The sequence below is a fragment of the Arcobacter pernae genome (genome assembly GCF_049472135.1).
GTDB lineage: Bacteria > Campylobacterota > Campylobacteria > Campylobacterales > Arcobacteraceae > Arcobacter_B.
The window spans coordinates 315,478-330,090 of the sequence record NZ_JBMOVV010000001.1; the positions used below are offsets into that span (position 1 = coordinate 315,478).

General features: G+C 28.4%; 20 protein-coding genes. 9 read left to right on the forward strand and 11 right to left on the reverse strand.

Features of this window, described 5'->3' with window-relative positions; all coding sequences use genetic code 11:
• Window positions 1-21 precede the first annotated feature (21 nt).
• The 4 genes from ACH5BF_RS01550 to tatB form a co-directional block, all read right to left on the reverse strand.
• On the reverse strand, window positions 22-774 hold the full coding sequence (locus ACH5BF_RS01550; RefSeq protein WP_423272232.1) for an exonuclease domain-containing protein: 753 nt from the start codon (window positions 772-774) through the stop codon (window positions 22-24).
• A gap of 78 nt (window positions 775-852) precedes the next feature.
• Complete coding sequence (gene queA / locus ACH5BF_RS01555; RefSeq protein ID WP_423272233.1) at window positions 853-1,875, reverse strand: tRNA preQ1(34) S-adenosylmethionine ribosyltransferase-isomerase QueA; 1,023 nt, start codon at window positions 1,873-1,875, stop codon at window positions 853-855.
• A 5-nt stretch (window positions 1,876-1,880) separates the two neighbouring features.
• Window positions 1,881-2,612 carry a twin-arginine translocase subunit TatC gene (tatC, locus tag ACH5BF_RS01560; RefSeq protein WP_423272234.1) on the reverse strand — a complete coding sequence of 244 codons (732 nt, stop codon included), beginning with the start codon at window positions 2,610-2,612 and terminating at the stop codon, window positions 1,881-1,883.
• Entirely contained in the window at window positions 2,612-3,121 is a 510-nt protein-coding gene (tatB, locus tag ACH5BF_RS01565; RefSeq protein WP_423272236.1) for a Sec-independent protein translocase protein TatB, read from the reverse strand. Before tatB ends, tatC begins: the two co-directional genes overlap by 1 nt.
• Before the next feature lie 92 nt (window positions 3,122-3,213).
• Here tatB and ACH5BF_RS01570 point away from each other — a divergent pair, with 92 nt between their 5' ends.
• From ACH5BF_RS01570 to ACH5BF_RS01605, 8 genes are read left to right on the forward strand one after another with little or no spacing between them, the layout of a single operon-like run.
• On the forward strand, window positions 3,214-3,969 hold the full coding sequence (locus ACH5BF_RS01570) for a TerB family tellurite resistance protein (RefSeq protein ID WP_423272237.1): 756 nt from the start codon (window positions 3,214-3,216) through the stop codon (window positions 3,967-3,969).
• Window positions 3,970-4,197: a (2Fe-2S)-binding protein gene (locus ACH5BF_RS01575; RefSeq protein ID WP_423272238.1), complete on the forward strand. Its 228-nt coding sequence runs from the start codon at window positions 3,970-3,972 to the stop codon at window positions 4,195-4,197.
• Window positions 4,198-4,201: 4 nt separating this feature from the next.
• Complete coding sequence (locus tag ACH5BF_RS01580) at window positions 4,202-4,432, forward strand: (2Fe-2S)-binding protein (RefSeq protein WP_423272239.1); 231 nt, start codon at window positions 4,202-4,204, stop codon at window positions 4,430-4,432.
• A 1-nt stretch (window position 4,433) separates the two neighbouring features.
• Complete coding sequence (locus ACH5BF_RS01585; protein ID WP_423272240.1) at window positions 4,434-4,646, forward strand: hypothetical protein; 213 nt, start codon at window positions 4,434-4,436, stop codon at window positions 4,644-4,646.
• A gap of 25 nt (window positions 4,647-4,671) precedes the next feature.
• Window positions 4,672-5,433: an NAD+ synthase gene (locus tag ACH5BF_RS01590; RefSeq protein WP_423272241.1), complete on the forward strand. Its 762-nt coding sequence runs from the start codon at window positions 4,672-4,674 to the stop codon at window positions 5,431-5,433.
• A 4-nt stretch (window positions 5,434-5,437) separates the two neighbouring features.
• On the forward strand, window positions 5,438-6,577 hold the full coding sequence (locus ACH5BF_RS01595; RefSeq protein ID WP_423272242.1) for a DegT/DnrJ/EryC1/StrS family aminotransferase: 1,140 nt from the start codon (window positions 5,438-5,440) through the stop codon (window positions 6,575-6,577).
• 6 nt (window positions 6,578-6,583) lie between these two features.
• Window positions 6,584-7,528 (forward strand): tetraacyldisaccharide 4'-kinase, encoded by a 945-nt coding sequence (locus ACH5BF_RS01600; protein ID WP_423272243.1) that lies wholly within the window; start codon window positions 6,584-6,586, stop codon window positions 7,526-7,528.
• Window positions 7,521-7,970, forward strand: a complete 450-nt coding sequence (locus ACH5BF_RS01605; RefSeq protein WP_423272244.1) for a hypothetical protein — start codon at window positions 7,521-7,523, stop codon at window positions 7,968-7,970. The genes ACH5BF_RS01600 and ACH5BF_RS01605 overlap by 8 nt, the downstream gene beginning before the upstream one ends.
• On the opposite strand, the gene ACH5BF_RS01610 is transcribed toward ACH5BF_RS01605, so the two are convergent.
• Window positions 7,953-8,987: a hypothetical protein gene (locus tag ACH5BF_RS01610; RefSeq protein ID WP_423272246.1), complete on the reverse strand. Its 1,035-nt coding sequence runs from the start codon at window positions 8,985-8,987 to the stop codon at window positions 7,953-7,955. The genes ACH5BF_RS01605 and ACH5BF_RS01610 overlap by 18 nt on opposite strands.
• 145 nt (window positions 8,988-9,132) lie before the next feature.
• Here ACH5BF_RS01610 and ACH5BF_RS01615 point away from each other — a divergent pair, with 145 nt between their 5' ends.
• Window positions 9,133-10,047: an MBL fold metallo-hydrolase gene (locus ACH5BF_RS01615; RefSeq protein WP_423272248.1), complete on the forward strand. Its 915-nt coding sequence runs from the start codon at window positions 9,133-9,135 to the stop codon at window positions 10,045-10,047.
• A gap of 37 nt (window positions 10,048-10,084) precedes the next feature.
• Here the strand turns inward: ACH5BF_RS01615 and ACH5BF_RS01620 are convergent, their stop codons facing one another.
• The 6 genes from ACH5BF_RS01620 to ACH5BF_RS01645 form a co-directional block, all read right to left on the reverse strand.
• Window positions 10,085-11,263: a glutathionylspermidine synthase family protein gene (locus tag ACH5BF_RS01620; RefSeq protein ID WP_423272250.1), complete on the reverse strand. Its 1,179-nt coding sequence runs from the start codon at window positions 11,261-11,263 to the stop codon at window positions 10,085-10,087.
• A gap of 3 nt (window positions 11,264-11,266) precedes the next feature.
• A complete protein-coding gene (locus tag ACH5BF_RS01625; protein WP_423272251.1) occupies window positions 11,267-11,926 on the reverse strand; it encodes a UPF0323 family lipoprotein in 660 nt (219 codons plus the stop codon).
• Window positions 11,927-12,015: 89 nt separating this feature from the next.
• Window positions 12,016-12,867 carry a hypothetical protein gene (locus ACH5BF_RS01630; RefSeq protein ID WP_423272252.1) on the reverse strand — a complete coding sequence of 284 codons (852 nt, stop codon included), beginning with the start codon at window positions 12,865-12,867 and terminating at the stop codon, window positions 12,016-12,018.
• Window positions 12,864-13,715 carry a hypothetical protein gene (locus ACH5BF_RS01635; RefSeq protein ID WP_423272253.1) on the reverse strand — a complete coding sequence of 284 codons (852 nt, stop codon included), beginning with the start codon at window positions 13,713-13,715 and terminating at the stop codon, window positions 12,864-12,866. The genes ACH5BF_RS01630 and ACH5BF_RS01635 overlap by 4 nt, the downstream gene beginning before the upstream one ends.
• A 71-nt stretch (window positions 13,716-13,786) precedes the next feature.
• Entirely contained in the window at window positions 13,787-14,290 is a 504-nt protein-coding gene (locus ACH5BF_RS01640; RefSeq protein WP_423272254.1) for a YgjV family protein, read from the reverse strand.
• 6 nt (window positions 14,291-14,296) lie between these two features.
• A complete protein-coding gene (locus ACH5BF_RS01645) occupies window positions 14,297-14,602 on the reverse strand; it encodes a DUF6172 family protein (RefSeq protein ID WP_423272255.1) in 306 nt (101 codons plus the stop codon).
• Between the last annotated feature and the right edge of the window lie 11 nt (window positions 14,603-14,613).

Sequence of the window (14,613 nt, forward strand, 5' to 3'; positions counted from 1 at the left end):
AAATCTAGGTTTTATGGAGTTTTAGTATGTTTCATTACTTCCTAAAACTTTGTCTAGTGTATATTTTAAATCTTCATCAAGATCCATATTTGTTCTCATCCAGTTTAGGTAACCAGCATCTTCTTTTGCTACTTCTGCAATATCTTTACCCTTATGTTTTCCAAATTTAAAAGTTTTGATAAACACAGGTGTTTTTGTAAGTTCTACTAATTTTTCCATTGGGTTGTAATCAGGATAAACTTCTCTACATTTACCAACTAACTTAGTTAAGAAAAGCTTCATTACTAATACATCACCAATTGCATCATGAGCTTTAATAGTTATATTATGTTTAGCTGCTTCTGCTTCTTCTGTTTTATAAAGTTCTAATGCATATCTTAAATATTGTAATCTATGGTATGGCATTTGTGGGAATAAATGCTTTGCACATCTTAAAGTATCTATTATTTTATATTGATTTACAAATCCTTCTTTTTCAATCATACCCATATCAAAAGCAATATTATGTGCAATTAGGTAGTTTTCGTGAGAGTTTAACTCTTCTAGTCTTTTATAAAAAGTTGTTTGTGTTGCTTTTGGTTTACCTACTATTAGGTTAGGAGTAATATTATGAACTTCCATTGCTTCAAGTTTTATTTCTACATCACTATGACAAAACTCATCATAAGCTTCAATCTTTCCTGTTTGGTCAACAATCATAGCTCCAAATTGAATTACTCTATCTTCTTCTTGGTTTCCTGTAGTTTCTGTATCAAATAGTACATAGTGTGGCATAATTTTATTCCTTTAATTTATAGTATTTAAATAGATTTGTATTTTAAAGAGTAGGCTTTAAGAGCCTACAGTTATTTGTTATATGATTAACATACCATCACCATAAGAGTAAAATCTATATTTTTCTTTTATGGCTGTATTATATATTTCAAGTGTTTTTTCTAAACCTAAAAAAGATGCTATTAGCATTATAAGAGTAGATTTAGGTAGATGAAAATTTGTAAGTAAGTGATTAACTTTGATTGGTTCATTTGCAGGATTTAAGAATAAATCACATTCACCTTGAATTTTATTTGTTCTAGCATAATACTCAACAGTTCTAGTAACAGTAGTTCCAACTGCTAAAACATTTTTTGCTTCATCTAAAGCTTTTTTAGCATCACTTCCTATCTCAAAATATTCACTGTGCATAGGATGTTCTAAAATATCATCAGCATCAACAGGTTTAAATGTTCCTGCTCCTACATGTAAAGTAAGATAGTTTACAGGAAATTTGTTATTGATTTTTTCCAATAATTCTTCTGTAAAGTGAAGTGAAGCTGTAGGAGCTGCTACTGCTCCATAATTTTTAGCAAATAGAGTTTGATAATCTTTTTCATCTTCTTCATTATCATCTCTGTTCATATAAGGTGGTAAAGGCAGATGGCCAATTTCATTAAGTATTTCAACTAACTCTAAAAAGTCAATCTTTTCACCATTCTTAGTAAATTGTACCACTCTGCTTCCATCTTCATTTAATTCAATTACTTTTGCTTGTAAATCTTTGTCAAAAAATATTTCTGTTCCAACTTTTACTCTACCTCTTGTCATTACAAGGTATCTATCCATAAATAAAGGTTTATTTAAAAGTAATTCTATTTTTCCACCAGACTCTTTTTTCCCATATATTCTTGCTTTTATAACTTTTGTATCATTTAAAAATACAGAAATATCATCAGGTAAAAAGTCCATGAGATTTTTAAAAGTTGTGTGAGTAATAGTGTCAGTTTTTCTATTATAAACTAAAAGCCTAGCAGAGTCTGCTGGGCTTACTGGTTTTGTTGCTATGAGTTCATTTGGTAGGTTATAGTCATAGCTTGAAGTTTTTAATGGATCAAGCATAGATTTTACTCTTCCTCCTCTTCTTCTTTTGGTGCAGGGTTAAATATTTTTGCAATATAAATTGATACCCCATATAATAAAATTAATGGTCCAGCCATTAAGAATTGTGTTAATACATCAGGTGGTGTTAATAATGATGCTAAAATAAAAATAAGTACAACTGCATATTTAAAGAAGTCTTTTAACATCTTATCATCAACAAGACCAATTTTCGCTAGGAAGAATGTAATTACAGGTAATTCAAATGCAACACCAAATCCAAATAGTAGTTTTGTAAAGAAACCTACATACTTACCAATACTAGGAAGTACTGTAACAACAGCAGAACCGAAGTTAACTAAGAACTCAAATCCATATGGTACTACTACATAGTAAGCAAATGATGCACCAACAAGGAACATTAAAGTGGCAAAAAATACAAATGGTACTACTAGTTTTTTCTCATGGTCATATAAACCTGGAGCTAAAAATAACCACATTTGCCAAAATATTACTGGTAATGATAATAAGAAACCTGAAAAGAATGCAACTTTTAATGCTGTAAAGAAAGTCTCTTGAATTTCAACTGCTACCATTTGAGAATTAGGTGGTAATACAGCCTCAACTGGAACCATCATCCAACCAAGAATTGGCTCATAAAAGAAAAAACAAATAAAGAACATTGCAATTAAGCATGCCCCAGATACCATTAATCTTTTTCTAAGATCCGCAATATGCGGTTTTAAATCATCTAGCATTAAGCATTATCCTCTTTTTTTTCATTTTTGAAAGAACTATCTTCAAAATTTACTTTAAATTTATTTGCTGCATTTTGCATAATTTGTTCATTTGATTCTTCAATAGATTTTTCTTGACTTATCGTCTCATCTTCCTCTTTGTTCTTTTTCTTCTTTTTTTTGAAAGATACTTTTTCTTCTTTTGAAGAGTCTTGATTCTGTTCATCTATTTTAGGTGTAGATGATAAATCATCATTAATAATACTATTTAATCCTAAATCAACATGATTGTTTAAGTTTACAGAAGATTTTGTATTTTCAATTTGCGCTTTGAACATTTGCGCTTCTTCTTTCATTTCTTTAAGGTTCAATTCACTATCAAGTGTTGTTTTTGCTTCTTCTACACCTGACTTGAACTTCTTAATAAATTTTGCTATTTCTACCATCGCAGTTGGTAGCTTATCAGGCCCTAATGCTATAATTGCAACTACTGCAATAAGCATGATCTCCATAAAACCCATTCCAAACATAATATAACTCCAGTGTATATTTAAAGGTTAAGATTTTAACTAAAATTTGATAAAATCTAGCAAAATAGTCGTATTTAATTAAAAGGATAATGATGAAAATAATAGTTTTACTAGTGATTGGTTTTATTCTGTTTTTAATAGCAAGAAATTATAAAACTGAAAAGTTTAAAAATATTAATTTAAAAGTAAAAGAAAAGTTTGATGGAGATTTGTTAACACATGAAGCAGGACTTTTAGTAGCTTTAATGGCTAAAGTAGCAAAAGCTGATGGAAAGGTTTGTGAGCTTGAAGCAGAACTTTTAAAGCACACATTAAATGATATCTCAAGACATTTTGAAAATCAAGAAGAGATGAGAGATAGACTTAAAGAACTTTATACTGAACAGAAAAAGAGTTTTGATAATACTATAGAAGTTTGTGAAAAATTATACAATCTAACAAAGTTTGATTATACAAAGCGTGTTAAAATAATGGAGTATTTGTTAAATCTTGCCTTTATTGATAAAGATTTTTCAGATACAGAAAAAATGATTACAGAAGATATAGCAAATGCTTTAAAAATCAAAGCAATTGATTTTGAAAATTTAGTTAGTAATTTTAAAGCATTTTATGCAAATGCTGCTAAAAATGATGCTTTGAGTTTAGAAAAGGCATATGAACTTTTAGAATCTAATGTTAATGATGATGATTCTACTATCAAAAAGAATTATAGAAAACTAGTAAAAAAACATCACCCTGATATTATTGCTGGGCAAGGGGCTTCTCAAACTATAATAGATGAAGCAACAGCTAAACTTCAAGAAATAAATGAAGCATATGAAATAATCAAAAAAAATAGAGGTATTTAAATGTTAGGATTTGAAGACTCTTATGAAGTATGTAATTGTAAAAATGTTACAATTAATGACATTAAAAATGCAGTAAATAATAAAAATGCTAAAACCTTAAGAGATATACAAGACATAACTACAGCTGGAACAGAGTGTAGGCATTGTATTTTTGAAGAGGGTGACTTTGGAAAAGTTAAAAAGAAGATTTATTGTAAACAAATTTTAAATGAGTTAAAAAAGGATTAAACATATGGCTAGAAATTTTCCTCACTCTTATGAAGTATGTAAATGTAAACATGTGACATTAGGAGAGGTTATACACTCTATTAAAGAAAGAGGAGCATCAACACTAGAAGAGATTGGTGAATTTACAGATGCTGGTACTTGTTGTAAATCATGTAAAAGTTCAGCTGATGATATCGGTGCTGAAAAGATGGAACTTTACTTAGTAGAAATTTTAGACAAGTTTACAAAGAAGTAGAATGAAAGAAGAGTTAATAAAAGAGATAAAAGAGCTGATTAAAACTTCAAAAGAAGATACTATTGAAATCAATCCAAACTATTTAGAATATTTTCAAGAAGAAGAATTAGAAGATATCAAAAATCAGCTTATTGAAAAAAAGAATAATTTAGATGTGCTTAGCAATGGTTATCTTGATGAGCTTTATGAAAAAACAAAAAAAGATGAGCTATAATATATCTTCGTCAAAAGGATATTAATTGATTAATTGGAAAGAAATAAAAGAACAACTTATTACTTTTTTAAAAGAAGAAGTAAAAAAGACAGGTTTACAAAATGTTACTGTTGGTTTATCAGGTGGATTAGATTCAGCTGTTGTAGCAGTACTTTGTAAAGAGGCTTTTGGTGATAAATTAAATTGTGTTTTAATGCCATCACAGTTTTCAAGTCAGAGTTCTACTGATCATGCTGTTGAACTTTGTGAAAAGTTTGATATCAAATATGAAATAGTTTCTATTGCTCCTATGGTTGAAGCATTCATTGATAAAATGGATGAGGATAGTTTAAGAATAGGAAACTTTAGTGCTAGAATGAGAATGTCAGTACTTTATGATATTTCGTCAAGAGAAAAATCAATAGTTGTTGGTACATCTAATAAAAGTGAGTTGCTTTTAGGATATGGAACTATTTTTGGAGATATTGCTTGTGCTATAAATCCAATTGGTGAGATATATAAAAGTGATGAATTTGAGTTTGCAAGAATTTTAGGTGTTACTGATGCAATCATAAATAAAGCTCCAAGTGCAGATCTTTGGGAAGGTCAAAGTGATGAGAATGAGTTAGGTTATTCATATAAGCAGATGGATGATGTATTAAAACCTATGGTTGATGAAGGTAAATCAAAAGATGAACTATTAGCTTTAGGTTTTGAAGAGAAATTAATCGATATGTTAGATTATAGAATAAAAGCAAATGCTTTTAAAGGTAAACTACCTACAATAGCAAAAATTAAGTGGAGTTAAATTTATGAAAAGAGAAGTTGCAATCTATAAGGCATCTTTAGATAATGAGGAATTAAATCAAATTAGAAGTGTTTTAGAGTCAAAGGATGACTTATCTAAAGTACTTGAATTTGAAGAGAGTATAAAAGAGTTTATTGGAGCAAAACATGCAGTGGCAACAGCTACTTCTACAGCAGCAATTCACCTTGCTTTAAGTGCAATAAAACTAAAAAGAGGTGACAAGATTTTAATGTCTGTAAACTCTTTTGTTAACTTACCTGAATGTGTTAGACACTTTGATGCTGAACCTGTATTTATTGATATTAATATGGAAGATATGAATATTGATGTTGATAAATTTGAGAAAGCATTAGAAGAGAATAATTCTAAGAAATTAAGAGGTGCGATTATTACTTTTGTTGGTGGTCAAACTCCTGATTTAGATAGAATTTATGATATTGCACAAAAATATGGAATCATTTTAATTGAAGATTGTAGATCTTCTTTAGGTGCTACATACAAAGGTAAAACAGTTGGAAATTTAAGAGCTGATATGACTATCTTCTCTACAAACCCATCAAACTCTAAATATGCTATTTCAAGATCAGGAATTATTGTAACAAATAATGAAGAGATTGCAAATAGAGCAAAATTACTAAGAACTCATGCCTTAACGACAACTTATGATAACTACGGAAACTTAGACTATGTTTATGATGTTGTAGACATTGGTCACAAGTATGATTTATCAGAATTAGATGCAGCTTATGCTCTAGCTCAGTTAAATAAAACAAAAAGTTTTATCAAAAGAAGAAAAGAGATTGCAGCTTTATATGAGAAGAGATTAACAGGGGTAAAACATATCTCTATTCCTCCTCATAAAGATGAACACATATTTACACAATTTATTGTAAGAGTTTCTAGAAACAGAGATGCTTTTGCAAGAGCTTTAAAAGATAGAGGTGTTGCTACAGGACTTAACTATATTCCTTTACATCTTTTATCTTACTATAAAACAAAGTATTCAATTAAAATTACAGCATACTCTAATGCTTTAAATAATTATCAACAAATACTTTCTCTTCCTATGTATGCAGGTCTTACAGATGAGGAAGTAAACTATGTATGTGACCAAGTAATTGAAGTTGCATCTGAGTGGATATAAAATAACTTGAAACAAAAACTATATACTTGGGTAGAAGAGTATCTCTTCTATCCAAATGCTTTTCAAAAACTAATTTCCTTTTTATTATTACCTTTAACTTTTATTTATATGCTTATTATTCTTCTAAAAAGAGCTATGGCAAAAGAGATACATCTAGGAATACCTGTAATTTCTATTGGAAATATTATTGTTGGTGGAAGTGGTAAAACACCTGTTGCTATAAAACTTGCTTCAAGATATGAAAAAGCTTGTGTGGTTTTAAGAGGTTATGGTAGAGAGTCAAAAGGTTTGTATGTAGTTTCACATAATGGAAAAGTTTTAGAAGATGTAAAAACATCAGGTGATGAAGCTATGCTTTTAGCTAATTCTTTACCCAAAGCTACTGTTATTGTTAGTGAAAATAGAGTTAAAGCTATACAAAAAGCAAAAGAGCTAGGTTGTAAAATAGTTTTTTTAGATGATGGTTTTTCAAAATACCATATCAAGAAATTCAATATTTTATTAAGACCTAAAAAAGAGCCTACAAATATCTTCTGTTTACCTAGTGGTTGTTACAGAGAACCTAAAGGCTTTTATTTTAATGCTGATATTGAACTAAAAGAGGGTAAAGACTTTGACAGAGTTATTACTTTTAAGAAAAATGGGAAAGAGATTGAATTACCTTCAAAACTTTTGTTAATTACAGCAATCTCAAAACCAAAACGGTTACTAGAGTTTTTACCAAAAGATACTAAAATAGTTAGTTTCCCTGACCACCATAACTTTACTAAAGAAGATATTGAAACAGTATTTAGAGAATATGAGGGTTATAGTTTTATAACAACAGGTAAAGATTTAGTAAAATTAAGTAAGTTTAATATAAAAGATTTATATTTAATGGACTTAGATATTAAGTTTGATGAGAATTTAGACTTTAACATTATGGATGAGTATATAAAATCATATGAATAGTATACATTATGTAAATGATGAGCCTTTAGAGCATTTAGATAGCACAAGAAGACTGAACTCTTTTATGTGGAGAACAATGTATAAAAGAGTTCAAAAAAATGTTAATAAAGAGATTTTAAATATTAAAAATATTAAGAAGATTCTTTTTAATAAAAAAGGTTTTTCCCAAATCAAGATAGAATCATCTTTACCATATATTGATATAAATAATGAATCAATGTGGTATTTAGCTGATGACCAAGAAGAGTATTATTTACCTTTATCTATAAGTTTTAGTGATGGAAAAGTATTTTATAGTATTGTATTAATAGATGGAAAAATTGATATTAGAATTAAAGATTTTAAGAAAAAAAATAGTTATTTAAATCATAATCCAATTTTACTTTTAAGGGATTTAAAAAGAATAGAAAATAGTTTTAAGGTTTTACTTAATACTATTTAATTTATCCTTTTTGAATTTTAGATAAGGTGTAACTAATCTATGGTTTCTTGATATTTTTGTAAAGTCTTCTTTTTTAGTGATTCTTTTAATAATAGTTTCCATTGACTCTAAGTTTTTACTTTCAAGCTCTTCATCTAATCTTGCATATTTATGAAGCAAGGCATCTAAAGCAAAATGATAATCATATGCCAAGGCACCTTTATCAGTGAGAATCTTTTTTACAAATACCCAACTATCAAATATTTTAGACCATGATCTTTTTTGTTCTCCTGTTTTACATAGATTCATGATAATTGCTTTGAATTTAAATAATGCAAAATATGCTTGATGGCTGCTCCATAGTTCTTGTATCCACCAATCTTCATATCTTGGAAAGCCAGTAAATTTCTTAGTCTCTTCTTTTTTCTCTTCTTCACCTTCTTTAGGAACAAAATTATTTTGAATATTGTTAAATAATACACTAAAATGAAGAACTAAAATAGGTATTCTAAAATTTAGGAGTTCTATTTTTGATAGTTTTTCATCTTTACAGTTTTTTAAATGAGATTCAAAATCTTTTCTGATTGTTGCTAATTCGTCTTTTAACTCTTTATGATCTTTAAGATTTAATTCAAGGGATTTTTCTGCTATTTCAAATAGTTCATCATCTTCAAATTGAACTTCATCTGGAAGTTCGTCTAATATCATCATGGCTTCAAGTTTTTGATCATCTGCTCTTTCATTATTATTTTTAATTCTAATATTCTGATTTTCAAAATATTTTTTTCTTCTTATTGCTTCTTCAAGTTTCTCTTTTTCTTCAAGCTCTTTTAAATCTTGTTTTAAAAGTTCTTCATACATTGCTTTATGTTTTGTAAGCTTTTCTTGATTTTCTTCAAGTGTAGATTCTGTAGAGGCTAGTGCTAGTCGTGATAGTTTATTCTCTCCTGATTCATGATTTGATAACTGTTTTTGAAGTAAAGCAACTCTTTTTTCTTCTTCTTTTATCAACTCTTCTAAAGCTAAGATACTATTCATATAAACTCCATTTTTCTAGCTTAATTAAAATTATTTTACATTATATCTTAATTTTGATGATTTTTATAGAAGTAGTTATTTGAGCTTTTTTTATATAAAAATTTATTATAATAGATTTATAAATTTTTATTAAGGAAAATAGAGGATGAAAAAGTTTTTTTTACTTTTAATAGCTACAGCTAGTTTATCTCTTGCATTTGATTATAATCTAAAACCAAAAAAAGTTGCAGAAGAAACATGGTGTTTTTTAGGTAATTTAGATATGCCAAAAAAAGAAAATGGCGCATTTATGTCAAATTTTTGTTATGTAAAAACTACAAAAGGTTATGTTGTTATTGATAGTGGTTCAAACTACAATTTAGCAAAACAATCATATGAAAGAATGGCAAAAATAGAAAAACTACCAGTTGTAAAAGTTTTAAATACTCACGGTCATGATGATCATTGGTTAGGGAATAGTTTTTTTAAAGAAAGTTTTAACAGTGAAATTATAGGAACTAGTTCAATTAATGAGCAAGTAGAACTAGGATATAAAACTAGAGTTTTTAATGTTTTATCAAAAGAACAAATAAAAAATACAAAATTGATTAAACTTGATAAAGTTATCACAGAAGCTACAAATATTAAAGTAGGGCAAAAAGAGTTTATGATGATACCTGTAGGAGTAAAAGCTCACACATCTGAAGATTTATTTGTATATGTACCTCAAGATAAAATATTATTTACAGGTGATTTAGTTATGAACGGTAGAGTTACTTCAAATAGAGATGGTTCTGTTATTGGTTCATTAAAAGCTTTAGAGATGATTCAGAGTAAAAAATGGGATACTTTAATTCCTGGTCATGGATTTGATACTTCAAAAACAGCAATAGATGAAACTTTAGAATACTTTACATTATTAAAGCAAAGAGTTTTAGAAGCAGTTGAAGAAGATATAGGTGCAGCTAATGTAAATAGTGTTGTAAAACTTGAAGAGTTTAAAGATAAAGCTTTATATGATGAGTTAAATTCAAGAAATATTTTTGATGCTTATGGAGAGCTTGAGTTTTATGAGGAATAGTAAAATAACTAAGGTTTTGCCTTAGTTATTTTTTGATTTAGTTGATAACATGTCCTACAAATTTTGACATATTATTTAGGATTTTTCCACCTCTTCTAAATCCTAATCCAGATGCTTCATATGCATAGAATACACCTGCTTGATAAGAGTTTCCTTCACTATCAGTTGGAAGTTCAACATACTCTTGGTAGATAGCTTTATGACCTTCATATTCACCTTGTGTTTCTACATCAATACTTCCATCTTCATTTATGATTTTTGTATTAGCACCTTCTCTACCAAAACATCTTTTCTCAACTTGTTTTTTACCTTCTAGTGGCTCAAAAGAAGTTTCAAGTAGAAGTGGGTGATTTGGATATAAATCCCAAAGAATTTTCATAAATCCTTTTGATTGGAACATTAAAGTATATGCTGGGTTGAAAATGATTGCTTTTTTATCTTTTATAATTTCAGTTAAAATAAGTGCTAACTCACCTTCGTCAATAGCAATATCTTCCCAAGGAATCAGTTTAAACCAAAATTCAAATAGTTCATCTTCTTTGAAAATTCCTTCATCATTAAATCCAACTTGGTCAATATATTCAAAGTCTGTGTTAAATCCAGCTTCAGTTGCTATATGTTGTAAAAGTTTAGTTGTATTTTCATCTTCAGGAAGTCCTGAAATAGATGTAAATAGTATTTTCCAACCAAGTTTTGAATAGTATTCATCAAACTTTTCTAAATCACTATCAAGTGTAATGATTCTTTTGAAATTATCTTTTAGTGCATCATATAAGTTGTTAAATTGGCTTGCTTCATCAAGTCCATTTTTCTTTAGCATTGCCCATTGAATAATAGCTGTTTCAAATAGTGAAGTTGGTGTGTCGGCGTTAAACTCTATAAGTTTAATAGGCTTACCATCAATTCCACCTGCTAAATCAAATCTTGAATATAAATGCCAATGTACATCATTTTCCCATGATTCTTTGATGATTTCTACAAGATTAAAAGGTATATTTAATTCGTGGAATAAATCATTCTCTACTACATACTCTCCAGCTTCACAGAACATATCATAAAGTTCATTTGTTGCTTCATAGTATGCATCAGCTTCTTCAGGAGTAATCTCTACTATTTCATCTGCTACATATGAAGAATTATCTTCATCTGTATGCCAAACAAAACCAATTGATTCTAAATATTCGTCTGTTAAAGGTTGTAATTTTTGTAATTTCATTTATCACCCACCATAAGATTTAGAAGAACTAAATGAACTTTTTGAACTTGAAGTTGAAGACGTTGAAGATTTACTTCCAAAGAATCCACTTTTTTTACTAGAACTCGATGTACTAGAAGAAGTAGGACTTTTACTAAATGAACTTTGCGATCTACTATATGTTTGAGGAGATTTGTATTGAGCTTTTCTTTGGTTTTGGTAGTTTTGATTGTTAAATAGTTTGTTCCCTAACCATGAACCAATCATCGCACCAGCAATTGAAGATAATAAAACTCCTGCAAGTCCCATTCCACCATTTGACATCTCTGGGTTTGTAAGAGCAGATGTCCCTGCATCAATTTTTGCTTCTTCTTCTTTTACTAATTTATCAATCTCTTCTTGTGTTAAGATTCTTTCTGTTCCATCAGGTTTTCTTAAAACAATAGTTGTTTTTGAAGCCGGGAATTCATCAGCAATTGCATATTTCCCTTCTGCTGACTCTTCAATAATTACAAAAGCACCTTGCTTTTGTGAAGCTTGAGAAAATGCATCACTTTGACCTTGCTGTTGTTGATTGTTATTTCCACTATCACTACATCCAACTAGACCTGTAACTAAGATGGCACCAAGACCACCAACCATAGCATAATCTGATATTTTTTTAATATGATTTCTTTTCTTCAAACTAATAATCCTTTTATACTTTTATTCAATAATAAATTTTTGGGATATAATACTTAATTGTTGCTATAAAAAAGATGAAGTAGATATTCTTAGTTTAGTTTTTTCCAGTGTTGTACTTTTTCATTAAAAAAGCCTGATTGTTTATATGCCTTAGTGATAACACCTTCTTTTCGAAGTATTTTAATACCTTTATTTAGAGCTTCAAAAAGTTCTTTAGAGTTTGGATATTTTTTTGAAATGGCAAAATGTCGACTATCATTTAATCCTATTTTTAAACCTTGTATAGGCACAAGTTTTACACCTTCTGTTAAAAATGATAAATCTGGTGTTGGTTGAAAAGATGCTAGTAAAAAATCACCTCTATTAATACTAACCATTCTTACTATAAATTTCCATTTTGTTGTGTTGATAAGTTTTTTTAAATTTAAAGACTCTAATGTTCTCCAATCAGGAACCCAATACTTATTTGAGATTGCTGTTAGTTGTTGAATATCTTCTAGTGATTTTGCACTTAAAGCTTTTTTGTTTGATTCAACTGTATAAAATCCAGCTTCATACTCTGCTTTTAGTATAAGAGGTTCAGTAATATATACAAAATCTCTGAGTTTGTCTAAGTCATAGAACCATAATGATGTTCCACTTGAAAAACCAGAACCATTTTTTAGTTGTACAATTTTTCTTGTGTATGAAGGAGTTAAGATAAATTTTAAAGAAGGCACTTTATAACCACCTCTTTCTAAGGCTTGTTGTAAAAGAACTAACTCTACAGTACTTCTTCTTGAGTGTTCCCCTCTAAAGTCTGTCATTTTTAAAGGGTCTTTATTTTCTATAAATTTTAAATAGTCATCAAGTACATCTTTTTCAATAATTACTTTTAGTTCATTTGCATTTGAAAAAAGCATTGAAATAAAAAAACATAAAATTAAAAATATCTTTTTCATAATTTTCTCCAATCTTTTACTTTTTCATTGAAAAAGCCTGATTGTTTATATGCCTTTTCAATTATACCACTTTTTCTAAGTATTTTTATACCTCTATTTAAGGCTTTAAAAATCTCTTTTGAATTAGGATAGTTTTTAGCTATAGCAAAGTGTCTTGAGCCTTCAAGACCAACTTTTAAACCATTTATTGGAATAAATTTTATATCCTCTGTTTTAAAAGATAAGTCATTAGTTACTTGAAAAGGAGCTAATAAAAAATCACCTCTTTTTATACTAACCATTCTAGTCATATATTTCCATTTTATTTCATGAATAAGCTTTTTAGGTTTTATTCTTTCTAGAGTTTTCCAATCAGGAACCCAGTATTTATTTGATATAGCTATTAATTGTTGGATATCTTCAAGTGATTTTGCATTTAAAGCTTTTTTATTTGATTCTATTGTATAAAAACCTGCTTCAAATTCATTATTTCTGATTAGTGGATCACTAATATAGACAAAATCTTTTAATTTTTCTAGGTCGTATAACCATAAAGAAGTTCCTGTACTAATACCTTTTGCTTGTTTTAATTGTTGAAGTTCTCTTAAATATGTGGGGGAGATGATGAAGTTTAGCTCAACTTTGTAATCTCCACCTAAAAATAAAGCTTGTTGAAATAGAACAAGTTCCACTACACTTCTTCTTGAAGTGTGATATTTAAACTCTTGAATATCCAAAGGAGATTTGTTTTGCATAAATTTTTTATAGTCTTTTAGTACATTTTCTTCAATTATAATATCTAATTTGATACTAGAAGAGTATAGATTTATTGTAAAAAGTAAAGTAAGAATTATAAAAAAATATTTCATTGTAAAACCTCACTTTATAAAAGTTATACTATATGTTATATTTTAGCACTTTTATTTAAAAATGTGAAGTTTTAGTTGATTAAAGCTTTTTTTCTTTCTTTATTTAATGAGTAAAATATTCCTAATATTCCTAATATATCAAAGGCTAGTGTAAACCAAGCTTGATTGAAAAAAGCATAAGTTCCCCAGCATGAAAGGGAGATAAAAAGAAATTTTTTAACTTTTATATTGTCTTTAGCGATTGTTGCTAAAGTAGTTGTTATACCTGCTAATACTAAAAGTATTCCTATTGGTTCTTGAAGTTTATATAATAAAAAAAGGGTAAAAAAAGGTAAAAATAGTTTTACAAGCTTTTCAACTTTTTCAAGTTGTAAAGCCCCTAAAAAAAATAAAATAGCAATGATTATAGATTGGTATGCACCATGTAAACCACCACTATAATATAAATCAGGAATGATAAGTACAACAGCACTTCCTATAAAAAGCTTAGATAAAACAGGACTTGTTTGAGCAGTGCCAATACCATGTAAAAGTACTGAAAGTGTTCCTATTATATAAAGTGCTAAAGTACTCATGTATATTTATTCTGAGTCTTCTTGTTCACTCTTTTTTTCTTTAATTCCAGGAGTTGCTAGAATCTCTAAGTATAAAGTTTCAGCTTTAGATGAAGCTGCATTGTCTATTGCTTTTGTAATATCTAAAAAGTCTAGGTGTTGTGGTTCTTCACCATTTATAGAACTTTTACACTCAAACTTCCAAAAATCTACATTTTCAGGTAGCTTTTTCTTTTTTTCTCTTTTGATGTATTTTCTTACTTCATATTTAATAGCATCAATGATTCTATCTGGATGTCTTCTACCATCTTCAAGTTTAAATGTTTTTTTCAATGTTTCTCTTT